Origin of the sequence: uncultured Polaribacter sp. (assembly GCF_947497695.1) — a bacterium.
In the GTDB taxonomy this organism is placed as follows: domain Bacteria; phylum Bacteroidota; class Bacteroidia; order Flavobacteriales; family Flavobacteriaceae; genus Polaribacter.
In genome coordinates, this window is record NZ_CANMHM010000009.1 from 72,472 (window position 1) to 98,607 (window position 26,136).

Sequence of the window (26,136 nt, forward strand, 5' to 3'; positions counted from 1 at the left end):
AATGTATATTTAAGCAGAATTTCTACTTGCATTAATATTCCCAAATAAAGAACGCATTACCATTTTTTCATACACTTCAATATCTTCTGGGTTTCCACCAGATTTATTAAGTTCTTGTATTTTCTTTAACGCATATTGTTGTATCGTTAATAGAGGCAATACAATCTGTTCTCTCATTTCTATAGAAGCCTTACCTACAGGGAAATTTTCCATTAATTCTGAATGACCAGTAAGTTTTAAGAGTAATCTTTTTGTAGTTTCATACTCAGCAAAAATTAATTTCCAAAAATCCCCAAACTCTTCATCATCAGCCATATAAGCAGTAAGTCCAAAGAAAGATTTAGTCAAACTCATCATACTATTTTCTAGCAACGTTCTAAAGAAATCTGATGCATTGTAAAATTCAATAATTTCATCAAATCTACCAGCATCTTCATATTTTTTCATTGCTGTACCAACTCCAAAAAACCCAGGTACGTTTTGTTTTAACTGACTCCAACTACCCACAAAAGGGATAGCTCTTAAAGCAGAAAAGTCCAATTTATCAGATCCTCCACGTTTACTTGGTCTACTACCAATATTAGTTTTTGCATAGTATTTTAACGTACTCATTTTTTCTAAATACGGTAAAAATTTGTCATGCTTTTTAAAGTCTACATAGGTTTGGTAGCTTGTTGTAGCCATGTCTTCTATTAAAACCCTGTGCTTATCGTTTAATTGATCTTTGGTAAAAACATCATTTTTAATACCAGAACTTATCAATTGTTCTAAATTGTATTGAGAGGAGTTTAAAGTACCAAAGTTAGAGCTAATAGTCTGTCCTTGTATAGTTAATTGAATCTCTTTATCTTCAATTGTTGGTCCTAATGATGCATAAAATTGGTGTGTTTTTCCTCCTCCTCTTGCAGGTGGTCCTCCACGTCCGTCAAAGAAAATTACTTCAATATCAAACTCTCTAGAAATTTTTGTTAATGCTTCTTTAGCTTTAAAAATTCCCCAGTTTGCCATTAAGTAACCACCATCTTTAGTTCCATCAGAAAAACCTAACATAATGGTTTGTTTGTTTTTTCTTTTAGATAAATGATGTCTGTAAACTTGATTAGAATATAAAGTTCTCATTACTTCTTCTGCATTTATTAAATCATCTACTGTTTCAAAAAGCGGAACAACATCTACAGTCAATTCGTTTTCGAAACCACATAAATTTAACATGGCAAAAGTTTGCATTACATGTAAAACACTTTGGTTGTTACTAATAATGTATCTGTTTGCACCACGTTCTCCGTTTCTTTGTTGTATTTCTTTTAATGCATAAATAGATTCTATAGTTTTTACAGAAACTTCATCAGTTAAAATACTTGGATCTATTTCACCTTTTACTAAAGATAAAATAGCTACTTGTTCTTCTTCTGAAAGTGAATTGTAATTCTTAGGGAAAGTAGTATCTCCATTTTTTAGTAAATCTTCTACAATTTGTGTAAATGCATGATGGTGTACTCTACTATCTTGTCTGATATCTAAAGTTGCAAAATGAAAACCAAAAATCCTTACTTTATTAATCACATCATTTAATTCTTCTACAAATAAAGATTGATGATTTTCTACAATAAGATCTCTTGCTGCATATAATTCATCTAGTAGAATTTTTTGAGAAAAATTAACATTGGTATAACTTCTAACAACGTGTTTATACAATCTTTTTTCTACACGAGCAAAAATTTCTTGAACACCATCAAAAGTAAAACGTCTTTTTAAACGTCTAATATCTCTGTAATAGCTTCTTAAAATTGTTTGACGCAGTCTTTCTGCAACATCTAACGTAATTTTAGTGGTTACAAATGGGTTACCATCTCTATCTCCACCAGGCCAAAAACCAAGATCAATAATTTCATTATCTATAGGTTTTCCGTCGTAAATATGATGTTGTACATAATTGTAAATTTTAGGTACAGAATGATAAAATACATGCTCTAAGTACCATATTAAACTTACTGCTTCATCAAAAGGACTTGGTTTTTCTTTTTTGTAAAAAGGTGTTTTCCCTAATTGAGCTAATAATTTTCTAATTAGCAGTAAATCGTCATTTTGTATTGCCTTATCTAAATCTGTAATAATTCCTAAAACAGAACCTGGGTAAAATTGAGTTGGGTGTGCAGTTAATACAATACGTACTTTAAAGTCTTCTAAATGTGCTTTTAATTCCTTTTTTTTGTTATTAAGATAAGCAACTTCTTTAGAATTTCTTAAGGTTCCAATACCATCCATATTGTTTACTACTGGGTAAGCAGCATCTTCTACAGCATCAAACAAAACTACTTGACGTTCTATAAATTGTATAAAACGAAACAATAAATCTGTTTTTTCTTTTTCTGTTGGATTTTCTTGGTATTTTTTAAAAAAATGATCTACAATTTCTGTAGGGTTTTTTTCTAAATCAAAACCTTTTTCACATACTTTGTGTAGTAGAGGTAATAAAACTCCAGTATCATCTATCGTATCAAAAGGTAATGTTGAAAAAATACTGTTGTAAATTTGATATTTAGAGAGTACGTTTTCGTTAAATAAATCTAATTGAGGTAAACTATTCATTTTGTTTGCTTTTACGGGATTCAATTTACAAAAATCTAAAAAGATAAAACCTACTTTTTAATGAAAAATCGTAATTTTAATTACGAAAACGATATAAATTTGATGCTTTTTTTACGAAATTGTCGTTTTCTGTTTAAAATCGTGATTTTCATTTTTATCTATCACTCATTTAAAGTTATTTTTATTGTAGCATTTTCTTTTTTGTTTACTTCAAAACGATTGTCTTGTCTGTAACCAATTACCCAAATAATAGCATCGTTTTTATTACAAAGTAACCAAGTGTTTTGTTTTTCTAAAACTGAGATTTTTTCGTCTTTAAAATATTTACTTAGTTTCTTTTTTCCTCTCATTCCTGTTGGATAAAAGAAATCGCCATTTTGCCATTTTCTAAGTTTCAACGGAAAAATTAGATGCTTTTTATCAACATAAATGGTTTGTTTGTTTTCTGTTGATTTTTCTTGTACTTCTTCTATTGTTAAGTTGATGGGTTTTGTAATTTTTATTTGATTTTCTTCAATTAAAAACGCTTCTATTGTATTTGAAGCAATATTTTTAGAGAGTATTAAAAATTCTCTATCCTTTAATAAAATGTGTGTTTTAGAAAATACCTGTTTACCAGATTGTGCAGAAAGTAAGTTGTAAACATCATTAAACTCTGTAAAATGATATGCTTTTAAAAGTTGATACAAATACGCTTTGGGGTTAGATAATTTCAGAATATCATCAACCTTAAACTTTAAAAAATCTTTTTCTTTACTTATTATTTTTGATGAAACTTCCTCAATTTTGTCTTCAATAATTGCCTGACTTTCTTTTAAATATGTTGATGTATTTGCAAATGTTTCTAATAAATTAGGATTAATTTCCTTTAAAACAGGCACAATTTGATGTCTAATTTTATTTCTAACATATTTTGTTGAGGCATTGCTTTTATCTTTTCGCCAAACAATGCTATTTTCTTTTGCAAAATTGATAATTTCTACACGTGAAAATTTTAAAAGCGGACGTACAATATGCCCATTAATTTCAGGAATTCCTGTTAAACCTTCTAAACCAGTTCCGCGAGTTAAATTGATTAGAAAAGTTTCTAAATTATCATCTGCATGATGTGCTGTTAAAACAAATTCGAAATTATGTGCTTTTATCAATTCTTGAAACCAATTGTAACGTAATTCTCTTGCAGCTATTTGTGTAGATTGTTTGTTTTTATAGGCAATTTCTTCCGTTTTAAAATGTATAGTAAAAGTTTCAATATTCAGTTTTTTACCCAGTTCTTTTACAAAAGTTTCGTCTAAATCACTTTCTTTTCCTCTTAAATTAAAATTACAATGTGCTAAAGAAATATTAAAATTTAAGGTTGATAACAAATGTGTCAAAACCACAGAATCAACTCCACCAGAAATGGCTATTAATAGTTTTTTATCCTTTAAAAAAGGAAGGTTTTGGTTGATGTGGTTTGAGAGTTTTTGTAACATTTAATATCAAAAGTAAGGAAATAAAGACAGTATTTACTTTTAGAGACCTCACAGGTTTTAAAAACCTGTGAGGTCTTAGTTTTATTGCTTACTCAACCAAACACGAATATCTTTTCTAATAGAAACTTCTGGTTTTGGTAACGGAATTGTTTTACCAAATTGTTTACTTCTATTAAATTTAGAAAATGTAACTTTTAGTTGTTTCCATTCTTTTGGGTACAACTTTAAAAATTGATTGAACATATTTTGTTCATTGGGTTTTTCATCTAAACTTTCTAAAGTTTTTTTGAAAAGCTCTTCTTGATTGATAATCATACTACATTATTTTCTTCTTGTAATTTTAATGCTCGCATTTCTTTTACACTAATAGTGCTTCCATCATGGCTCCAACCTGGAGGGCCAAAAACATACATAAATTTATGCCACCAATTACTGCTTTTTTTTGTGTCGTTCCAAATATCTTTATATTCGTGTGTTAAAATTACCCAGGGATTATAAGAATTTGGAGCAGATGTTACTCCATATTCAATCTCAATGTTTTCATCATATTCTTTAAAAGTTCCAAACATTTTATCAAATATATTTAAAAAACCACCATGATTTTTATCCATATATTCTAAGTTTTTTGCATGATGTACTTGATGCATTGTATGGGTATTAAACACAATGTCTACATATTTTAATTTAGGAATGTAAACACTGTGCAACTGAAATTGCCACAAAGCTTCTATACCTAAACAAACTACAACCATTTCTGGTGGAAAGCCAATTGCAGTAATCCACATATAAAAAAAAGGCTTGTATAAAATAGTGAACCAACCATTTCTAACTGCTGTACCTAAATTAAAATTGTCTGATGAATGGTGTACAATATGTGCAGCCCATAAAAAACGAACCATGTGATTTTGTCTATGAAACCAATAGTAACTAAAATCGTCTAATATTTGGCAAATGATCCAAACATACCAAGCATAACCAAAAGATTGCCACCCAAAAATGTTGGTGCGAATTCCATCTACCAAAGGATTAAAAATTTCAAACACATAATTAAAAATAATAATGGCAGAAACTGTTTTAATTAACGGAGCAAGTATGGCAGAACCAATGCCCATAAATAAGCTAGAAGCTAAATCTTTCCAATGATAGAGTTCTTTTTTATTATGTGTTTTGCTGTAAGTAAGTTCTAATAAAATGAGTCCTAAAAAACAAGGAACACCATATACTAAAGGGTTTGTAAAATCCATATTTTAATTATTTTGCAATACTATTCTCATAGCTTTTGCTTTTAATAAACATTCTTCGTATTCTTTTTCTACAACAGATTTAGCTGTAATAGCACCACCAACAGAAAATGAAATGTATTTATCGGTTTCGTTATATAAGATACTTCTTATAATTACATTAAAATCGAAATCATTTTCTGGTGTAAAATAACCGATTGTTCCAGAATACAAACCGCGTTTTGTTTCTTCTAAATGTTCTATAATTTTCATGGCAGAGAGCTTTGGAGCACCTGTCATACTTCCCATAGGAAAAGTACTTTGCAAAATATCTATTGGATGTGTATTTTCTTCCACTTCAGAAACTACAGTTGATATTAATTGATGCACCTGTTTAAAAGAATATACTTTGCATAATTCTTCTACTTTTACGCTTCCTATTTTAGCAGTTTTAGATAAATCATTTCTTACCAAATCTACAATCATTACATTTTCTGCACGTTCTTTTTCATCTCGCATTAAATTGGTTGCTATTTGTGCGTCGTCAATTTTGCTAACCAATCTTTTTGCAGTTCCTTTTATAGGTTGTGTAATTATTTTTGTGCCTTCTTTTTTAAGATATCTTTCTGGCGATGCACACAAAGCATATTGATTGTCTATTTTTAAAAAGGATGCAAAAGGAGGTTCAGAAATTTTGTTGAGGTGTTTGTATACTTCAACAGGATTAATCGTTGAATTTTCAGCATAAAACTCTTGACAAAAATTGGCTTCATAAATATCTCCTCTGTAAATATGCTCTATAACTTTGTTTATTTTTTTATGATATTGGTCTTTATGAATTCTTAGCTTTATTTTGATATCTCTTTTAGATTGTTGGATTGTTGGATTCTTAGATTGTCGGATTTCTTCAAAATCGCTTTCAATCTCATCATCCACCATTTTTAGGTAATGAAACTCAACAGATTTTCCTTTGATAAAAACAAGCTTTTTAGGTTGAAAAAAGTACAAATCAGCAAAATTTAAACCATCAAAATTTTTAGAAGATAGTTTTTCTACATCATTTTTAACATCATAAGTAATATAGCCAAAAATATAATCTTTGGTAATGGTTTGGTATTCTTTTAGTTTCTCAAAAGCGTTGTAATAATCTGTTTTAATCGATGTAAAATCATCTGCAGCTAATGCACCATCAAAACTAGAATATTGCTGTTTGTAATTGTTAGAATCTAACCAAAGAGCAGTTTCAAATTGTTGTGCCCAAGATAATACATTGTGTTTAAATTCAATAGTATCATCAACAGAAAAAGTACGAATAGTTCTTTGCATATTTAGACCAAAAATACAACTCTTATTTTTTAAAATGTGGAATTGTGTAATTGTTTATGAGTGTAGATGTTTATTTCATTAATAAACCAACTTATCAATTAAAAATATTAGTTTTCAAAAAAATAATTTAAAACGTTTTACCCAAAGTAAATTGTAGCGGAACTGCAACACCAGCATTGTCTGTAAAAATATTTCCGTTAGAATAATGCATAATTCTAAGTTCTAAATTGTACTTTCTGTTTTTTCCAAAGAAAACTCCTAAACCCATTGTATCTTGAAACGTAACTTTTGGCCCTGTTTTTAAATTATCTAAATTACTTTTTGTTAAATAAGTTGGGCCAATTAATGAGTAATTGGTGTACATATCAAAACCATTTCTTCTCATTAAATAAAAACGCATTGTTGGAAAAATTGAAAATGCAAGAACTTGTGTATTGGTTGCTTCTGTGTTAAAAGCAGTAACACTAGCTCCCCAATCTAAAGAAAAAGTTTTTTCTGTTCTAAATGCTGTTTTTTGATAAGTGATAGAAAATGAATTTTCTGCTCTTACATCTCCCAGCCAAAAAACAGGAATTCCAAAACTCTCAAAATTACCCACTCTCATATTCATTGAAAAAAACTTATTTGCACCCAAGCCTATTTTACTAGTACCATAACTAACTTGTAAAATATTTTTAGGAAAAAAGTATTCTTTATTATTTTCATATTCTAAGGCTACTTTTTTAGAAATTTTCTGAATGTGGTATTCAAAGCCAAAACTAGTTTGTGAAATTGAAGGTTGGTTATGTTTATCTGATTTAGGAAAAAAGGTTCCATTTAATGCAAGTTTCCATCGATTATTTAGTTTATAATTAAAACCAAAACCATACAAAAGGCTTCCAAAATGTGCATCAGGGTAAATAATTTCATCATCAATAGAAAAGCCCACTCTTGTTACGTTTGCTGCACCAAGTTCTCCAAAAAAAGATAGTTTTTTAGTTAGGTTGATATTTTTTTTAAGGGTTAAATACCAAGCATTAATCCATACACTTCTATCATAGCCAATATTATTTATATTATCGTATTTAAACCAAGCAGCAGGTCTAATAACGCCAAATTGCAACGCTAAATCGTTATTTATCTGATAGCCAAAACCTAATTTTCCAGAAAACCAGTTTCTGCTAAAAGTATTTGTTTCAAACCCTTCTTTTAAATTATTATTAGAAAATGGATAAAAAATACCCCCAAAATTGATGCTGTAGTAAAACTTTGATAGAAATTTTGAAGGTTGTGTTTTGGGTTCTTTACCATCTTGACTGTAGACATTGAAGGACAACAGAATGATAAAAAATAAGAGTATTTTTTTTTTCATGCTATAAAAGTAATCATTTTTGTAGAAAAAAAAAGCAACCAAATTTGGTTGCTTTTCATTTACTTTTATTAATTTTTAAAAGGATAATACATACCAAAGTCCGTTTCTATTAATTAAAGTTACTTTTTCAATAGTATTAGAACTTAAATTAGAAGAGAAGGTAACAGTTGCTTTGTTTCCTTCTACTACTGGTTCTCCAATAAAATTTCCTTGTAAAAAGTTGATTCTAAATTGTTGTTGTTTCTTTACTGATAAAGTTTCTATCAAACAAAAAGGGTTTGTATTAGCAGTGTTTTCTGAATAAGGATCACACAAGTATCTAAAATTAGATAAATCGTTTTTCTTGCAAGATTCTAAAATATAAGCAATCACATCTTCAGGTTTTTTCTGAAAATCAAAAGTTTCTAAGTTTTCAAGAGAAGTAATCTCATTTTTAAGACTTTTTTGATAACTTAAAAGTTCTCCTTTTTTATTATAACCTTCGTTTAGCTTTTGGTTTCCAGCTTTAGAGGGTTTTGAGGTGTTCTCTTTTTTAATTGTTGCAATCTTTTTATTTACTTCAATTAGTGCAGTAGGTATTGTAGTTAATGCTGCATTTAATGCTGCTATTTTCTTAACTTTCCCTTCATTTACTTTTTGATAATGAATTTTTGTAGCTGCTTCTTGTTTTTCTTTTTCAATTTCTTTGGCACTTTTACCACAAGAAATAAACACAGTTAACATTAGTATAATTAAGTAAGTATTTTTCATAAATATCTTATTAAGAGTTTAAATGAAAAATCCACATAATTTTTACCTTAAGTGGATTCTATTATTTTTAAGCATTTAAAGGTTTTCCATCCCAAGCAGCTTTTGCAGCTTCTTTTACAGCCTCTGAATAGGTTGGGTGACCATGACATATTCTTGCCAAATCTTCTGCAGATGCTCTAAACTCCATTGCAACAGCAGTTTCCATTATTAAATCTGCAACTCTTGCACCAACCATGTGAACTCCTAAGATTTCATCTGTATTTTTATCTGCTAACACTTTTACAAAACCATCTAAATCTCCACTTGCACGAGATCTACCCAAAGCTCTCATAGAAAATTTACCTGCTTTATAAGCAACACCAGCATCTTTTAATTCTTGTTCTGTTTTACCAACAGCAGCAGCTTCTGGCCAAGTATATACAATACCAGGAATTAAATTATAATCTATATGTGGCTTTTCTCCACATAAATATTCTGCAACAACTACACCTTCTTCCTCAGCTTTGTGAGCTAACATTGCACCTGCAACAACATCTCCAATCGCATAAATATTAGTAACATTGGTTTGTAAATGATCGTTTACTGCTATTTGTCCTCGTTCATTAACTTCTACACCTACTTTTTCTAATCCTAAACCTTCTGTGTAGGCTTTTCTACCAACAGAAACCAAGCAATAATCTCCATTAAATTCTATTTCTCTATCTTTTTTATCTGTAGCTTTTACAGTAATTATATCCCCATTTCTTTCAACAGATTTTACTTTATGGCTTGTTGCAAATTTTATCCCTTGTTTTTTAAATACCTTTTGTAATTCTTTAGAAACATCTGTATCCATTCCTGGTACAATTTTGTCCATATATTCAATTACAGTCACATTTGCACCTAATCTTTTATAAACAGAACCTAATTCTAAACCAATAACACCACCACCAATTACTAATAAATCTTTTGGTACTTCAGTTAATTTTAAAGCTTCTGTAGAAGTAATTACACGTTCTTTATCTATATTGATAAAAGGTAAATTACCAGGTTTAGAACCTGATGCAATAATAATGTTAGTACCTTCTAGTATTTCTGATGAACCATCTTTTTTAGAAACTTTTACATGAGTAGCATCTTCAAAAGAACCCAAACCTTCAAAAACTTCAATATTGTTTTTGTCCATTAAGTATTTAATTCCACCAGTTGTAGTTTCTACAATTTTTGCTTTTCTACCAATCATCTTACCAAAATCGAAACTTGGCTTTTCAACAGAAATACCATGTTCTTCAAAATGATTTACAGCATCGTAAAAATGATGTGAAGAATCTAACAAAGCTTTAGAAGGAATACAACCAACATTGGTACAGGTGCCTCCTAAAGTTGCATATTTTTCTATTAATGCTACTTTTTTTCCTAGTTGAGAAGCTCTAATTCCTGCAATATATCCTCCAGGTCCAGATCCAATTACAATAATATCGTATTTCATGTGTCTAATTTATTTTTTTTTATTGGTCACATGTAGCTTCCATTTATTCATACTTATAGCATCAACTATTCGTTGTGGAAGTTTCATGTGTGCGTTTATTTTGCGTATTCTTTAACCTTATTGGTTATTTTTTAATAATAGTTGACAAAAATACACATATTTTCACAGAATAAAGAGAGAATTTAGTAGTTTTACAGTGTTTTTAACTCTTAAAGTTTACATAATGAAAATTCTTAAAAATACAGGTTACGTTTTAATATTTGCTCTAATTATTGCACAGTTTTTTGGTCCAGAAAAAAATGATGGAGACATAGCTTCTGTTGCTGCTTTTGTTTCGGAAACAAATCCTCCAGAAAATGTAAAACAAATTTTAGAAACTACTTGTTATGATTGCCATTCTAACAAAACAAATTACCCTTGGTATAATAATATTACACCTGTAAATTACTGGTTAGATAGTCATATTAAAGATGGTAAAAAACATTTAAACTTTTCTAAATGGAGTAATTATTCTCTAAAAAAGAAAGAGCATAAAATGGATGAATTGCATGAGGAAGTTGAAGAAGGAGAAATGCCTTTAAAATCTTACACTTATACACATTATGAAGCAAAATTATCTCCAGAACAAATTGCAGCTGTAGTTGCTTGGGGTAAAAAAGTCCAAACAGATTATAAACAACAAATGAACACTAAATAAGTGCAAAAACAATCGCTTTTAATTATTGGTGCTGTTTGTGTAGAACCCAATTCTTCTGCTGCTGGCAAAAGAATGTTGCAGTTAATTCATCAGTTTTTAGAAAGAGATTACCAGATAACTTTTGCTACCACAACTCAAAAAAGTGAAAATGCTTTTGATTTAATTTCTTTAGGAATTACCGAAGTTTTAATTGAACTAAACGCTACTTCTTTTGATGATTTTATAAAAGATTTACAACCTAATATTGTGCTTTTTGATCGTTTTATGACAGAAGAACAATTTGGTTGGCGTGTTGCAGAAAACAGCCCTAATTCTTTACGTATTTTAGATACAGAAGATTTACATTGTCTTAGAAAAACGAGAGAACTTTGCTTTAAGAAAAACATCGATTTTTCTGTTGATGCACTTTTAAAACAAGATATTACCAAAAGAGAAGTTGCCAGTATTTTAAGATGCGACTTGTCGTTAATTATTTCTACTTTTGAGATGGATTTGTTAAAAAATACCTTTAAAATAGAAGAGAATATTCTACTCTATTTACCTTTTTTGTTTGATGAAATTTTTAAACATCAACAGAAAAAATTAAAATCTTTTGAAGAACGAGATCATTTTATTTTTATCGGTAATTTCTTTCACAAACCAAATGTGGATGCAGTGTTGACTTTAAAAACACAAATTTGGACTACAATTAGAAAGCAATTATCAAAAGCAGAATTGCATATTTATGGTGCTTATATGAATCAGCAAATACAAGAATTACACAACCAAAAAGAAGGTTTTATTATAAAAGGTTTTGCAGAAAATGCCAATGAAGTAGTAGAAAATGCCAAAATTGTTTTAGCTCCGTTAAATTTTGGAGCAGGAATTAAAGGAAAACTAACAGAAGCAATGTTGTGTGGTACACCAAGTATTACAACCTCAATAGGAAAAGAAGGAATGTGTGGTAACTTTCCTTGGAATGGATTTATAGAAGATAATTATTTAGAGTTTTCAGAAAAAGCAGTTTTACTTTATAATGATGCAGATTTGTGGGAGAAATCTAAAAAAAATGGTTTTGAAATTATAAACCACTTTTACAATAAAGAAAAAAATGGGAAGCTATTTTTCAATAAATTGGATGAAATTCAGCATAATTTACTAAAACACAGAACTCATAATTTTTTAGGAAGTTTACTACAACATCAAACTATACAAGCAACAAAATATATGAGTAAATGGATTGAGGCTAAGAATAGTAAGAAGTAAAATAGTTTGCAGTTGGCAGTATTCAGTAGGCAGTCTCAAATATACTGAAGACTGGGACTGCCTACTGCCAACTGAAGACTACAGCAACCCCGCTCTTTTTAAAAGTGCATCTGGTTTTGGCTCTTTTCCTCTAAAACGTTTGTATAGTTCCATTGGTTTTTCTGTTCCACCTTTTGATAATACGTTTTCTTTAAATTTTGTAGCTACTTCTTTGTTAAAAATGCCTTTTTCTAAGAAATATTCAAAAGCATCCGCATCTAAAACTTCTGCCCATTTGTAAGAGTAATATCCTGATGAATATCCTCCTTGAAAAATATGTGAAAATGCAGTACTCATTACATTTTCTGTAACATCTGGATATAGTTTTGTATCAGCAAAAGCAACGTTTTCAAATTCTTTTATAGATTTTATTGTTGATGGATCTTGTCCATGCCATTTCATATCAAGTAAACCAAAACTTAATTGACGTAAAGTTTGCATTCCTTCATGAAAACTTGCCGATTCTTTAATTTTTTCTACATATTTCATTGGAATTACTTCGCCAGTTTCATAATGTTTGGCAAACAACTCTAACGCTTCTTTTTCGTAACACCAGTTTTCTAAAATCTGACTTGGTAATTCTACAAAATCCCAAGAAACTGAGGTTCCTGATAAACTGTTATAGGTTGTGTTTGCTAACATTCCATGTAAAGCATGTCCAAACTCATGAAACAAGGTTGTAACCTCATTAAAAGTTAATAATGAAGGTTTTGTTTCGGTTGGCACTTTGTCAGAGCTCAGTACAGGCTTGGTAAAATTACAAACAATAGAAACTTGTGGTCTTTCGTTAATTCCTTTTTTAATTTGTTGCGATTTGTAACTTGTCATCCAAGCACCATTTCTTTTTCCTTTTCTAGGATGAAAATCAGCATAAAAATACGATACAAAATTTCCATTCGCATCTGTTACATTGTACGTTTTTACATCTTCATGATATTTGTCGATGCTATGTATTTCTTCAAATTGTAAGTCAAATAAACGGTTGGCAATTGTAAAAACCCCTTCAATTACATTTTCTAATTTAAAATAAGGTTTTAAGATTTCTTGGTCTAAATCGAACAATTCTTTTTTTAGTTTTTCAGAATAATAAGCACCATCCCATTTTTGAAGTTGATCAATTCCGTCTAATTTTTTAGCGTATTTTTCTAAGTTTTCAAATTCTTTTAAAGCAGCAGGTTTTGCCTTTTCTAGTAGATTGTTAGAAAAATCGATTACATTTTCTGGTGTTTCTGCCATTCTTTCTTCTAACACAAAATGAGCGTGGGTTTTATAACCCAATAAATTGGCTCTTTTTTGACGAAGATTTACAATGTCTAAAACAATTTGTTCGTTATTAAATTCATTGTTTTGAAACCCTTTTTTACCAGCAGCAATTGCCATTTTTTTTCGTAATTCTCTATTGTCTGCATAGGTTAAAAACGGAATGTAACTAGGGTAATCTAAGGTAAAAATATAGCCTTCCTTATTTTTTTCTTTGGCAACTTGTTTTGCAGCTTCTTTAGCAGAATCTGGCAAACCAGCAACATCATTTTCATTGGTTAAATGCATTTCAAACGCATTGGTTTCTGCCAATACATTTTCGCCGAATTTTAAGGAAAGCTTTGATAATTCTGCATCAATTTTTCTTAATTCGGTTTTATCATCTTCCTTTAAATTGGCTCCATTTCTTGCAAAACTTTTGTATTGCTTATCTAAAAGCATGCTTTGTTCTGTCGATAAATCTAAAGAATCTTTAGCATCAAAAACCGTTTTTACTCTTTTAAATAAGGCTTCATTTAGCGTAATATCATTGCTAAATTCACTTAACCAAGGAGAAACTTCTTGTGCTATTTTCTGAATTTCATCATTGGTTTCAGCGGAGTTTAAGTTAAAAAAAATAGATGTTATTTTATTCAGTTTTTCTCCAGAAAAATCTAAAGCAACTGTTGTGTTTTCAAACGTTGGTGCAGCTGTATTATTAACAATTGCATCAATTTCTGCTTTGGCAATTTCAATCCCTTTTTTAATTGCAGGTTTGTAATCTTCATTCGTAATTTTAGAAAAAGGAGGCGTATTGAAGTTTTGTAAAAGTGGGTTCATGTAAAAAAGTGTAATTGTTTAATTTTGTAAACGTGTAATTGTAAAAGTTGAGAATTTATTTTTTAACTCTTGCAGAAGCTTTTTCAACTTTCAATTTCAATTCTTCTTTGTAAGCGATTATTTTATTTAAAACCAATTCATCTGAAGCACCAATAATTTGAGCCGCTAAAATACCTGCATTTTTTGCGCCATCTAAAGCAACAGTTGCAACAGGTACACCACCAGGCATTTGTAAAATTGATAAAACAGAATCCCAACCATCTATAGAATTTCTACTTTTTACAGGAACTCCAATTATTGGCAAAGGACTCATACTTGCAACCATTCCTGGTAAATGAGCTGCTCCTCCAGCTCCTGCAATAATTACTTTTATGCCTCTTTTGTGTGCATTTTTAGAATAGTCTACTAATTTTTCTGGAGTTCTGTGAGCAGATACAATATCTACTTCTATTGCAATATTAAAACTCTCTAAAATGTCTATTGCTTCTTGCATTATTGGAAGATCAGAATCGCTTCCCATTATTATTCCTACCATAGTTTAATTTATTAAATTGATAATTACGTTTATCATCATTTCTTTTTCATTTGGGTTGCTTTCTGCAATCATTAACGTTAAAGCAACTAATGTATTATTTTCAATTCTTTTAGAATTGTCATTTTTATATAAATATTCGTTTTTATTCAAATACCAAACAAATAACCAAGCTGCAATACGTTTATTTCCATCTGTAAAAGAATGATTTTTCACAACAAAATATAACAAATTTGCTGCTTTTTCTTCAATACTTGTGTATAGTTCTTTTCCATCAAAAGTTTGATCTATAGTTGCAATAGAACTTTTAAAAGATTGATCTTTCTCGTTTCCAAAAATGGAAGATCCTCCAAATTTTATTTTTAATTCTTCAATAGCCTTTTTTGCTTCTTTATATTCAATTTTATAAGAAACAAAATTATTTACATTGTCTCTATTTAATGTTTGATGATCGAAACCATCTAAAATATCTAAAGCTGATGAGTAATCAGACAAAATATCGATTAAGCCTTCAGTATCTTTTGTTAATTTTGATGTTCTTTGAACTAATTGAATTGTCTTTTGAAGTTGATTTAAACGTTTTTCGTTTATGGAATAGCCTGTAGTTAAATGTTCTTTTAAAATATTTGTTGCCCAAATTCTAAATTGAGTTGCAATTTTAGATTTTACTCTATAACCTACAGAAATTATTACATCAAGATTATAATGATTTACATCATATGTTTTTCCATCATTTGCAGTATGTGCAAATTTTGCACATACTGATTCTTGTAGGAGTTCTTGTTCTTTAAAAATATTCTTTAAATGCTTTGAAATTACTGTTCTATCTCTCTGAAAAAGTATTGAAATTTCTTTTTCAGTTGCCCAAAGAGTTTGCTTTTGTTCATCTAAAATAATCTCAAAACCTTTATTTTCTGTTGAAGATTTAAATGAAATTATTTTGTTCATTTTACAATCATTTTAAAGCTTAATTTTGTTTAAACCTATTCAAAATATTCCAATATACCTTTATCACATATTGCAAACTTTCTAAAAATCAATTTATTATATCGAAATAATAAGTGGTTGTTCGGAATTTCCGAACAACCATATTTTTAACTAATTCTTTTTTTGAACTGTTGCATTTTTTGCACTAGTTAAAAAAATATTTAACTTACTTCGAAATCACTCTAATCGTTTCCTTCACTTTCTGTGCTACTTTTCTTGCAATTTCAATATCTTTATTTACAATAGTAACATGACCCATTTTTCTAAATGGTCTTGTTTCCTTTTTCCCATAAATATGAGGCGTAACACCATCAATCTTTAAAATATCTTCTATATTTTCATAAATAACATCGCCAGAAAAACCTTCTTCTCCTACTAAATTTACCATAATACCTGTAACTTTACTATCGGTGTTTCCTAAAGGAAGATTTAAAATAGAACGTAAATGTTGCTCAAATTGATTGGTATAACTTGCTTCAATAGAATAATGTCCAGAATTATGAGGTCTTGGTGCAACTTCATTCACTAAGATTTTATCATCTGCTGTTTGAAACATTTCTACAGCCAATAAACCAACAAAATCTAAATCACTCACTACTTTTAAGGCAAGTTCTCTAGCTTTTTTGGCAACTTTATGATCTATTCTTGCAGGACAAATAACATATTCTACTTGGTTTGCTTCTGGATGAAATTCCATTTCTACAACAGGATACGTTTTTACTTCTCCAGCTGTATTTCTTGCTACAATTACAGCCAATTCATTTTTAAACGGAATCAGTTTTTCTATAATACATTCTACATTTGGTAAAGATTCTAAATCTGCTATATTTCTAACGATTTTAACACCATTTCCATCGTATCCAAAACGTGCAGCTTTCCAAACAAAAGGAAAGGTAATAATGTTGTTTTCAAAAGAATGTATCAATTCTTCTAAATAGGCATAATGAGAAAATGGAGCAGTAGGTATTTGATGATCTACATAAAAATTTTTCTGCCTAGCTTTACTTTGAATAATGCGTAAATCTTTCGGTTTAGGAAAAATTGTTAAACCTTCAGCTTCTAATTTATCTAGAGCGTCTAAATTTACGTTTTCAATTTCTATGGTTAAAACATCTACTGTTTTACCAAAATTATAAACGGCATCAAAATCTAACAAATCTCCAACCACAAAAGTGTTGCAAATTTCTGCACAAGGTGCATTTTTATTGCTTTCTAGAATAGAAGTATGAATATCGAATTTTTGCGTTTCTGCTAATAGCATTCGTCCTAATTGACCACCTCCAAGAACGCCTAATTTAAAATTTGAAGAATAATAGTTTTTCACGAGTAAATTTGTTGTATTTCAGCAAAAATACACAACTAAATTCAGTATTACTAGAAATTAGTTATACTTAATGATGAACCTCTTTGAATAGCCCTATATTCTAAAGCCGGACAAATAAAATTATCAGTTTGAGGAGCTCCTCCAAAATCTAAGCTGTAGGTACCTCCATCACAGCTACATTTTAGCAGTCTATTTTCATAAACCATTGGAGTATTGCAGTCATTTAAAGGACAAATTCTATCAAAAGCAGCATATTCATCAGTTTTTTTACGAAAAACTATAATACCTTTTGCACCACCATTAAGTTCTACAGCATTACCAATAACCAAATTGTTAAATTGTGGGAGGTTTAGATCTGTATTAATTTGTACAAAAACGGGTCTTAAACAATTATCAGGTAAACTATTATCTGAACAACTAGAAAAAGCTATCAATGTAAATATTAAGAGAATTTTTTTAATCATACCAAAGTTTCATTTCATCTAAAACGATGGCAATTTACAAATATTTTGTACATTTGTATTACAATCTCATTCCTGTTTAGGCAATGGGATTTTTAAATTTAGCCTACATTGGCTATTTACTAAACAAATACTATTTTTTTGTTTTACTGTAAATTTATTTTTATGCAATAAAATGAATCAATTTAAATAAAACATCATGAGTGAAATATCATATTATTCTGCAGAAGGATTAAAGAAATTAAAAGAAGAATTGGTGCAACTAGAACAAGTTGAACGCCCTAGAGTTACCACAGAAATTGCAGATGCAAGAGATAAAGGAGATTTAAGTGAAAATGCAGAATACCATGCAGCAAAAGAAGAGCAATCTCACTTAGAATTTAAAATTGCGAAGTTAAAAAACGTAATTTCTAACGCTAGAATTATAGATGAATCTCAATTAGATACCTCTAAAGTATTGATTCACTCTATTGTAAAAATTAAAAATACAGCCAATAAAATGGAGTTTTCTTACACTTTGGTGGCAGATTCTGAAACCGATGTTAGAAACGGAAAATTGTCTGTAAACTCTCCAATTGGTAAAGGTTTATTAGGTAAAAAAGTAGGTGATATTGCAGAAATAAAAGTACCTAATGGAATTATGAAATTTGAAATTGTAGACATTTCTAGATAAAAAATCCTTTTAGCTTTTGGCAAGTAGCCTTTAGCAAAAAGCCAACAATTAAAAATTGAAAAATGAGCATATTTACTAAAATAATTACCGGAGAAATACCTTGTTACAAAGTAGCTGAAGATGCAAATTATATTGCTTTTTTAGACATCAATCCTAATGCAAAAGGACACACTTTAGTGGTACCAAAAAAAGAGGAAAATAAACTATTTGATTTATCTAAAGAAGATTATTTAAGTTTGATGGATTTTTCTTACAGAGTTGCAAAAGCACTAGAAAAAGCAGTTGATTGTAAAAGAGTAGGGCAAAGTGTAATAGGTTTAGAAGTGCCACATATTCATGTGCATTTAGTACCTTTAAACACAATGGCAGATGCACAATTTACAAAAAAAGTAACATTAACTAATGATGAGTTTGTTGCTTTGGCAGCAAGTATTTCTGCTAAATTTGAGTAGATTTTTGTTGTTTATTTCTTACTATTTCTTCACAATTTTGCTATTTCATTATGAGGTTTCCCAGTCGCTAAAAAGCTCATTTCTAAATAACAAAACTGTGTGTTATCATTTTTATCTCCAACTTTATAAAACCTTTTGATTAGCAAAAAAAACAATACTATTTGAATTAGCTAGCAAATAAGTTTAGCCCTGATTGAACGGTTTGTTTGAGCTCTTTTTTATTCCTTTTTAGGATAAAAAAAGCGAGTAGTGAAAGCAGGAAATAGCTTCAAAAAAAAATTACACTTTATTTAATAGAATTTCAAAAGTAGTTCCTTTGTCTATTTCAGATTTTTGTACAAATATTCTTCCTCTATGGTAATCTTTTATAATACGTCTAGAAAGCGATAAACCTAAACCCCAACCACGTTTTTTAGTGGTAAAACCTGGTTTAAATATTTGGTTAAAGAGCTTTTTTGGCATTCCTTTTCCAGTGTCAGAAATCGTTATTTTTACTTTTTTTGCTGTATTTTGTATTTGTAATATTAACTCTCCTTTACCTAACATGGCATCAATAGCATTTTTGATGAGGTTTTCTATAACCCAACCAAATAATTCTGTATTTAAATTGGTGTAAATTTTAGTATCTGTAGAGATAAAAGAAAACGTAATTTGCTTAGAACTTCTAGATTCTAAATAATCAAAAGCTTGTTTGGTAATGGCAACAATGTTTTCTTTTTCCAATTCTGGTTTAGAACCAATTTTAGAAAAACGATTTGCAATGGTATTTAACCTACTTACATCTTTTTCTATTTCTTCTACATATTTATCATCTACTTTTTCCATTTTTAAAATGGCAATCCAACCTAAAAGAGAAGACAAAGGCGTGCCAATTTGATGTGCAGTTTCTTTTGCCATTCCTGTCCATAGTTTATTGGTTTCTGCAACTTTACTAGAGCTGTAAAACATATAAATAACGGCAAGAAACAAGAATAAAATTAAAATTAATGCCAGTGGATAATAGCGTAGCTTATTTAATAAATCTGAGTTTTTATAATAAATATACTGTTTGTTTTGTCCTTGATAACTAACTTCAATAGGTTCATTTTCAATTTTCATTTCTGCTAGTTGGGCTTCTAAATATTTGGTGTTTAGTGCTTTTACAGAATCTAAATTCTGAAAATATTCTATTTCACCTTTAACATTTACCAAAATCATGGGAATGTTATTATTATTCTCAATTACTTTTAATGGCAAATCTACATTTGCATTTAAATCTGTATTTGTAGCAATTTCTTTTTGAGCGGTTGCTAAAATTTCCATTTTAATACGCTCTTCTTGCTTAAATTTTTGGAAAAATATATAAGTGTTCCATAATATTAATGAAACTATAATTAGCGAAATTATAATGGCAAAGCGTCTAAATAATAAGTTGTTTGTTAAAAAGTTCATCTAAACAAATATAAAGGTTTCTGCTATATAACTCATTTAATGGGTTGATAGTATTTTGTAAATTAATTTTACAAGGATGTTTATTGAAATCTAAAAATAAGTTTCAACTTAAATTTTATCAAAAAAATAAGAGATTCAAATAGAGTAGGGTGTTGATAACTTTACAGAAGAACAATTTCAATTTATTGAACAAAAAACCACAAAAAAACATACATTTGCTTGAGCGTATTTTTAAAAAATGATACAAAAAGTACTTTAAAAGTACTTTTATTAAAATAGAAATTATGGAAGTTATTGGTAAAATAAAATTAATTGGAGATGAGCAATTATTAGGGGCTCAGCAAAATTTTAAGAAAAGAGAGTTAGTAGTTACAACAGATGATCAATATCCTCAAATGATAATGATAGAATTTGTGCAAGATAAATGTGATTTATTAAATAATTACAAAGTTGGGCAAGATGTAAAAGTATCTATTAATTTACGTGGTAGAGAATGGATTAACCCAGAAGGTGTAGCAAAATATTTTAATTCTATACAAGGATGGAGAATTGAAAACTTATCTCAAGCTGCATCTAGCAGTAATTTACCTCCTGTAGATCAATTTGAGCCTGCAGCAAAAGTTACTGATGAAGAGCCTGATGATTTACCGTTTTAAAAATTAAAAAAGAATAAGATTTTTTTGATGCAAGAATCAAGACAAATAAAAAAGAGAAAATTCATTTTGAATTTTCTCTTTTTTTATCTCTATTTTAGTCTTGGTTCTTGTTTTAAACACAGTCTTAAGAAAAATTATTTTTTCTCACCTTTTTTAGGCATTGGTCCACGTAAATGAATAACCAAACCATTCAAAAAATTACGTAAAATTTGATCTTGGCATTCTACATATTTTGGGTGTTCTTCACTTCTAAAAAGTGCTCCTAATTCACTTTTACTTACTTTAAAATCTACCAAAGCACAGATTTCTACAATATCTGTATCACGTAATTTATGTGCTACTCTTAGTTTTTTTAAAATGTCGTTATTTGTTAATCCCATAAATCAAAAGTAATTAATTTTAGTATTGTTTTAATCTACAACTTTAAAAATTGCCCAAGCATAAAAAGCAAATCGTGCAAATCGAAATAATCCAAAAAACACAACATTTTTAAACGGGTATTTAATCATTCCTGCAGCTAAACATGCAATAGAGAATGGTAAAGGTAATAATGCACCTACTAGAATTAAAAAACCACCCCATTTGCGTGTGTTTTTTAAATTGTCTGCCATTTTTACTTCTAAATATTCTTTTACAGATTTAATTTTAAGTGAAGTTTTACCAATAAAATAAGAAACCAAACCACCAAAATAAGATAAAGTAGCTAAAAATGTTAAATTTAAAATTGGATTTGCTGTTTTTTTAGACCAAGCAATAAATATTTCTGGAGGTATTAAACCTAGTAAAGTCTCAGAAATAAAAAACGTTATTAAAACGGTTAATCTAGAAAAAGTTTCGGTAAAATGATGCAAACCATCATTGATATTATAAACGTATTTATTAAACAAAAATAGACCAATTACAACAGCTAAAATTGGCAAAAAAGCTTTTTTAACACTTTCCCAAACAAACATATAAAAACCAGTTCTTCCATAATAATTATGGAGTCTTTTTCCTATAAAAGCAGTTTTTTTGATTCTTTTTTTACGTTTCTTTTCCACGAAAAATAATTAGTTTAATAAAAGTACAAAAATAGTAACTTCTAAGCTATAAACACCAAGATTATATTAGATTAATAATTTTTTAAGAAATAGATTTTTTAAAGTATTATTTATGATATGTTTTATGAACATAAAATCGTATCATTTTTTGATGTTATTTTTTTGTTGACTATTTTTACAAAATGATTTGGTTAACAGATACAATTGAATTCCCACCTTTTGAATACACAACAAGTGATGGCATTATTGCTTTGGGTGGAGATTTATCTGAAAAACGACTAATTTATGCTTATAAAAACGGAATTTTTCCTTGGTTTTCTGAAGGAGAACCAATTGTATGGTATTGTCCACATCAAAGAATGGTTTTGTTTCCTGATGAAATAAAAGTATCTAAATCGATGCAAAAAATCATCCATAAAAATGAGTTTATAATTACAGAAAATAAAGCTTTTGAAGAAGTTATTTACAATTGTAAAAACATCCAAAGAAATGACGATTTTGGCACTTGGATTACAGATGATATGGAGCAAGCTTACATCAACTTACATAAAAAAGGAGTTGCCAAATCTATAGAAGTTTGGTTTAATGGCGAATTGGTTGGTGGATTGTATGGTTTAGAAATAAATTCAATTTTTTGCGGAGAAAGTATGTTTAGCAAAGTTTCTAATGCTTCTAAATTGGGTTTTATTTATTTAGCAAAAAATAAAAATTATATACTTATAGATTGCCAGATTTATAATGATCATTTAGCTAGTTTGGGTGCAAAAGAAATTGATAGAGCCGTTTTTTTAAATTTTTTGAAAGCGTAAATTTTCTAAAAATCAGCAGCAACTGTAAAACTCATTATTTTATTGGTTGATGGATGCCTAAACTCAATAAATTCTGCATGTAAATGTAGTCTATTCTCTTTTTTACCATACAAATCATCTCCCAGAATAGGGGTATTTAATCCGTTTTTATGTGCAGCATGCACTCTTAGTTGATGAGTTCTGCCAGTAATTGGATAAAAATGAACTCTTGTTTTTCCGTTTTCTCTTTTGATGATTTTCCAATCTGTTTCTGCATTTTTGCCATGTTCAAAATCGACCAATTGTTTGGGTCTGTCATCTAAATCTACACGAATTGGAAGTTGAATTTTTCCGCTTTTTTTTGTTAAATTTCCATCTAATAAAGCTACATAACGCTTTTTTACAGTTCTTTTTATAAACTGATTTTGTAAAACTTTATTTGTTTCTTTGGTTTTAGTTAATAGTAAAATTCCAGAAGTAGACATGTCTAATCTATGTACAATTAAAGGTCCAGTTGCCTTTGGATATTTTTCTTTAATTCTAGTATACACAGAATCTGTAATGTCTTTTCCAGGAACCGATAAAAATTCTGTAGGTTTATTTACAACTAATAAAACATCGTCTTCATAAATAATTTCTAATTCTTGCTTTTCTGCTAAGTTTTCTAACAATAAATTAGCGTCCATTTTAATGCCTTTTAGCATGTGTTTTAAAATAGGTTTACATCTTCCTTGGCAAGCAGGGTAATAGTTTTTGTGTTTTCTTATTGCTGAGTTTGGCGAAATTCCCCACCAAAACTCAGCCATACAAATAGGCGTGTAATTATTTAAAAAAGCATGTTGTAACAATTTAGGAGCAGAACATTCGCCAGAACCTGCAGGAGGTTTTATTGCAGGATCATTAAAAATGTCTAACAAATTCACTTTTTCTTTTTGTTGATTTAAAAAAGCATATTTACTAAAAAGTGTTTGCTGTAAATAGTTCGATTTTTCTTTTCGTTGCTTTTTTAAGGATGCAATCTCATCTTCAAAAATGACTAATTCCATTCTTTTTTTAGCAATTTTATCTTCGTAATAATCTTGGAGTTCTTTCAGGTAAAATTGATCGTTAAAACTTTCTTGTACTATTTTTTTGGTAAGCATATTAAAATCAGTCTCATTTAAAGTTGTTTGTCCGATTGTTTTTCTAGCTTTTCGATCTTTCTTTTTTAGGTTTAATTTTTTTCTTTCCAGAATTAAATCGGCTTCTATTTCTTTAGATAATTTTAGAAAGGTTTTTTTTAAGATTACATAATTTTTATCTTTTTTTAAATCTAATAATCGCTTATTTATTTGATCTATTTCTTTTTCTCCTTTAATATAAAAACTACCTTCTGTTCTCATATTAAAAACAGGAGGAACAAATTTATTGGGTAAACTTTTATCTGCTAATTTTCCAGAAAAAGCGGCTAAATAACCTATTTCATTTTGCTTGTTTTTTACAACTAAAACGCCAAACATTTTACCAATTGGTAGTTGGTCTTTTTTATTTGAAAGTCCGAAATTATGAATAAAATCGGTTTGATTTTTTAAATAATCTTGTAATTCATTGGTTGCAATTTTAGCTAATAAATGAGGTTGGTAATAAAACGGAAATGTGAATTTTTCTGGGAGTTCAATTTCAGAAATATTAGTGTTAAATTTTTGAAAATAATTCAAGACTTAAAATTATGGAGTTAAAGGCTAAAGGTTGCACGTTGCAATCTGTCATTAATTGAGGTTCCTAAACCATTGTTAGGAAATTTTTCTGTAATTATTACATCTAATTTTTGATGATCTAATTCGTGCAGAGAATCATATAACTTAGATGCAGCTTCCTTTAAAGAACCTTTTTCTGATAAAATTATTTCAGTTATAGTTTCATTATTTAAAGATTTTTTAAAAACTAAAATACCAATTTTTTTCCCTTGATGATTTTTTACTTCTGATGAAACATCATCAACCAAAAAAGTACGAGTTGTAGGTGCATAATGTCTTGCCAGCATACCTGGAGCATCAGGACTTATTTCTTCCTTATTTTTGATGCTAATTTTACCAACAACAGCTTCAATATCTTCTAAATCCAAAGCACCTAATCTATAAATTATAGGTTCATTATTTTCAAAACCAATAATGGTAGATTCTATTCCGTTTTTACAAGAACCACCATCTAAAACCATTTGAATATCATTTTTAAAATAACTTTCTACGTGTGTTGGTTTTGTAGGACTGATACTTCCAAAAGGGTTTGCACTTGGTGCTGCCAAAGGAAAAGGTAGTTGTTTTAGTAGTTTTAAAGTTAAAGGGTGATTTGGAACACGAACAGCAACTGTGTCTTTTCCTGCGGTAATTATATCAGGAATTGTGTTGTTCTTTTTTAAAACCAAAGTCATAGATCCTGGCCAAAAAGCATTTGCTAATAATTTTGCTTTTTCAGGTATATCAGTTACAATATCCACTAAAGAATTTACAGAATGAATATGTACAATTAATGGATTAAAAAAAGGTCTTTTCTTTGTTGAGAAAATGCTTTTTATTGCTTTTTCACTATAAATATTACCTGCCAAACCATAAACTGTTTCTGTTGGTATTGCAACCAATTGTTCATTGGTTAATAAGGCAATTGCTTTTTGTATGTTTTTAGAAATGATGCTCATAATTATTGAACAAAATTACATATAAAATAGACGGTTAAAAAATATTTTTTGAAATTGAAATGAATGTTATTAACCAGTAAATCGTTTTGTTTTTTAGATGTTATTAAGCTATAATTTTTAGTCAACCTATTTCAGGAAAGTACAATGTTTTTTATTGTTGCCAACGTATTTTTGTATGGAAACTTGCGTTTTAAGTGAACGGCATTTTTCCGTAGGAAAAATAGAGTTTATAGAAAAGCACAAACTTTTGATTAAGCCAAATTAAGCAATTTTTTATACACGGTGTTGCCCAAAGTGATTTTCATAAATAGTTCCTTTTTTCATTTCTCCTTAATCTTTCATTCATTATATAAAAACTCCGTTTTCGTGGCAAATTCCATTTCAGAGTTTCCTCCTTATTTCTCATTTAGATTATGAGTAATAATTCCGCAAACGAGCTAAATTCCGCTTGAGTGAGTTTCCGAAGCAACATTCCGCCCGAGTAAATTTTCCAACTGCAAATAATTTTCCAAGTTTTATAAATTCCGCACACGTTTTCCTTAATTAAAAAACAGAAGAATTTCTCCGTAATTTGACTGTTTCACAACTCACTTTTTTATTCAGAGTTTGAGTGGTAATTCAGTTTTTTAAAATTATTCTTTAAAAACCCTTTTTTTGAAAATCAGCGGTCAATTCCGCCATTTTGGGCAACGTTGTTGTGTATGATTTGTTGCGTAAATTTAGCTAAAAATAACCAATAATTACAGACTTTTATGCGAGCGAGGTTTTTCGTAAGAAAAACTTTGCAAGCAATAAATTATACACGGCTTAAGTTTGTCTTTTAATAAATTTGATAAAATAATAAGAAAGAATAAAAGAGAGAATTAAGGTTAATTTACA

General features: G+C 29.0%; 24 protein-coding genes. 6 read left to right on the forward strand and 18 right to left on the reverse strand.

All coding sequences use genetic code 11. The features are described from left to right. Positions 1-9 precede the first annotated feature (9 nt). From Q0731_RS10085 to lpdA, 8 genes are all read right to left on the reverse strand, one after another. Complete coding sequence (locus Q0731_RS10085) at positions 10-2,589, reverse strand: phosphoenolpyruvate carboxylase (RefSeq protein ID WP_299063518.1); 2,580 nt, start codon at positions 2,587-2,589, stop codon at positions 10-12. 161 nt (positions 2,590-2,750) lie between these two features. Continuing rightward, on the reverse strand, positions 2,751-4,064 hold the full coding sequence (gene tilS / locus Q0731_RS10090; protein WP_299063520.1) for a tRNA lysidine(34) synthetase TilS: 1,314 nt from the start codon (positions 4,062-4,064) through the stop codon (positions 2,751-2,753). Between the two features lie 81 nt (positions 4,065-4,145). After that, the gene (locus tag Q0731_RS10095; protein WP_299063522.1) at positions 4,146-4,379 is read right to left on the reverse strand and encodes a hypothetical protein; all 234 of its coding nucleotides are present in this window, start codon (positions 4,377-4,379) and stop codon (positions 4,146-4,148) included. Beyond that, positions 4,376-5,308, reverse strand: a complete 933-nt coding sequence (locus tag Q0731_RS10100; protein ID WP_299063523.1) for a sterol desaturase family protein — start codon at positions 5,306-5,308, stop codon at positions 4,376-4,378. Before Q0731_RS10100 ends, Q0731_RS10095 begins: the two co-directional genes overlap by 4 nt. A 3-nt stretch (positions 5,309-5,311) precedes the next feature. After that, positions 5,312-6,610, reverse strand: a complete 1,299-nt coding sequence (locus Q0731_RS10105; RefSeq protein ID WP_299063525.1) for an anthranilate synthase component I family protein — start codon at positions 6,608-6,610, stop codon at positions 5,312-5,314. A 127-nt stretch (positions 6,611-6,737) separates the two neighbouring features. Then, positions 6,738-7,961 (reverse strand): acyloxyacyl hydrolase, encoded by a 1,224-nt coding sequence (locus Q0731_RS10110; protein ID WP_299063527.1) that lies wholly within the window; start codon positions 7,959-7,961, stop codon positions 6,738-6,740. Positions 7,962-8,036: 75 nt separating this feature from the next. After that, complete coding sequence (locus Q0731_RS10115) at positions 8,037-8,711, reverse strand: hypothetical protein (RefSeq protein WP_299063529.1); 675 nt, start codon at positions 8,709-8,711, stop codon at positions 8,037-8,039. 67 nt (positions 8,712-8,778) lie between these two features. Beyond that, positions 8,779-10,179, reverse strand: a complete 1,401-nt coding sequence (gene lpdA, locus Q0731_RS10120) for a dihydrolipoyl dehydrogenase (RefSeq protein WP_299063531.1) — start codon at positions 10,177-10,179, stop codon at positions 8,779-8,781. Positions 10,180-10,402: 223 nt separating this feature from the next. Between lpdA and Q0731_RS10125 the strand changes: the two genes are divergently transcribed. Both Q0731_RS10125 and Q0731_RS10130 read left to right on the forward strand, forming a co-directional pair. Continuing rightward, entirely contained in the window at positions 10,403-10,876 is a 474-nt protein-coding gene (locus Q0731_RS10125; protein WP_299063533.1) for a heme-binding domain-containing protein, read from the forward strand. After that, positions 10,877-12,121: a glycosyltransferase gene (locus Q0731_RS10130; RefSeq protein WP_299063535.1), complete on the forward strand. Its 1,245-nt coding sequence runs from the start codon at positions 10,877-10,879 to the stop codon at positions 12,119-12,121. It begins immediately after the preceding gene. A gap of 78 nt (positions 12,122-12,199) precedes the next feature. On the opposite strand, the gene Q0731_RS10135 is transcribed toward Q0731_RS10130, so the two are convergent. The 5 genes from Q0731_RS10135 to Q0731_RS10155 form a co-directional block, all read right to left on the reverse strand. Then, entirely contained in the window at positions 12,200-14,239 is a 2,040-nt protein-coding gene (locus tag Q0731_RS10135) for a M3 family metallopeptidase (RefSeq protein ID WP_299063537.1), read from the reverse strand. 55 nt (positions 14,240-14,294) lie between these two features. Next, entirely contained in the window at positions 14,295-14,774 is a 480-nt protein-coding gene (gene purE / locus Q0731_RS10140) for a 5-(carboxyamino)imidazole ribonucleotide mutase (RefSeq protein WP_299063539.1), read from the reverse strand. Between the two features lie 3 nt (positions 14,775-14,777). Next, positions 14,778-15,719, reverse strand: a complete 942-nt coding sequence (gene rhuM, locus Q0731_RS10145; protein ID WP_299063540.1) for a RhuM family protein — start codon at positions 15,717-15,719, stop codon at positions 14,778-14,780. 205 nt (positions 15,720-15,924) lie between these two features. Continuing rightward, a complete protein-coding gene (locus tag Q0731_RS10150) occupies positions 15,925-17,082 on the reverse strand; it encodes a 5-(carboxyamino)imidazole ribonucleotide synthase (RefSeq protein WP_299063542.1) in 1,158 nt (385 codons plus the stop codon). Between the two features lie 50 nt (positions 17,083-17,132). Then, positions 17,133-17,546 carry a phosphoribosylaminoimidazole carboxylase gene (locus Q0731_RS10155; protein ID WP_299063544.1) on the reverse strand — a complete coding sequence of 138 codons (414 nt, stop codon included), beginning with the start codon at positions 17,544-17,546 and terminating at the stop codon, positions 17,133-17,135. Positions 17,547-17,742: 196 nt separating this feature from the next. On the opposite strand from Q0731_RS10155, the gene greA reads away from it, so the two are divergent. Both greA and Q0731_RS10165 read left to right on the forward strand, forming a co-directional pair. Beyond that, on the forward strand, positions 17,743-18,216 hold the full coding sequence (greA, locus tag Q0731_RS10160; RefSeq protein ID WP_299063546.1) for a transcription elongation factor GreA: 474 nt from the start codon (positions 17,743-17,745) through the stop codon (positions 18,214-18,216). A gap of 62 nt (positions 18,217-18,278) precedes the next feature. Continuing rightward, entirely contained in the window at positions 18,279-18,668 is a 390-nt protein-coding gene (locus Q0731_RS10165) for an HIT domain-containing protein (RefSeq protein ID WP_299063548.1), read from the forward strand. A gap of 279 nt (positions 18,669-18,947) precedes the next feature. Here Q0731_RS10165 and Q0731_RS10170 read toward each other — a convergent pair whose 3' ends face one another. Further along, positions 18,948-20,099: a HAMP domain-containing sensor histidine kinase gene (locus Q0731_RS10170; protein ID WP_299063550.1), complete on the reverse strand. Its 1,152-nt coding sequence runs from the start codon at positions 20,097-20,099 to the stop codon at positions 18,948-18,950. A 284-nt stretch (positions 20,100-20,383) separates the two neighbouring features. On the opposite strand from Q0731_RS10170, the gene Q0731_RS10175 reads away from it, so the two are divergent. After that, positions 20,384-20,755, forward strand: a complete 372-nt coding sequence (locus tag Q0731_RS10175) for a DUF3127 domain-containing protein (protein ID WP_299063551.1) — start codon at positions 20,384-20,386, stop codon at positions 20,753-20,755. A 134-nt stretch (positions 20,756-20,889) separates the two neighbouring features. Here Q0731_RS10175 and Q0731_RS10180 read toward each other — a convergent pair whose 3' ends face one another. After that, positions 20,890-21,135, reverse strand: coding sequence for a DUF1456 family protein (locus tag Q0731_RS10180; protein WP_299063553.1), 246 nt, complete (start codon positions 21,133-21,135; stop codon positions 20,890-20,892). A 30-nt stretch (positions 21,136-21,165) separates the two neighbouring features. Then, on the reverse strand, positions 21,166-21,795 hold the full coding sequence (locus Q0731_RS10185) for a short-chain dehydrogenase (protein ID WP_299063554.1): 630 nt from the start codon (positions 21,793-21,795) through the stop codon (positions 21,166-21,168). A gap of 182 nt (positions 21,796-21,977) precedes the next feature. Here Q0731_RS10185 and aat point away from each other — a divergent pair, with 182 nt between their 5' ends. Then, complete coding sequence (gene aat / locus Q0731_RS10190; RefSeq protein ID WP_299063555.1) at positions 21,978-22,604, forward strand: leucyl/phenylalanyl-tRNA--protein transferase; 627 nt, start codon at positions 21,978-21,980, stop codon at positions 22,602-22,604. Positions 22,605-22,609: 5 nt separating this feature from the next. Here aat and Q0731_RS10195 read toward each other — a convergent pair whose 3' ends face one another. Continuing rightward, the gene (locus Q0731_RS10195; RefSeq protein WP_299063556.1) at positions 22,610-24,280 is read right to left on the reverse strand and encodes an RluA family pseudouridine synthase; all 1,671 of its coding nucleotides are present in this window, start codon (positions 24,278-24,280) and stop codon (positions 22,610-22,612) included. 17 nt (positions 24,281-24,297) lie between these two features. After that, positions 24,298-25,257, reverse strand: coding sequence for an L-threonylcarbamoyladenylate synthase (locus Q0731_RS10200; protein WP_299063557.1), 960 nt, complete (start codon positions 25,255-25,257; stop codon positions 24,298-24,300). Between the last annotated feature and the right edge of the window lie 879 nt (positions 25,258-26,136).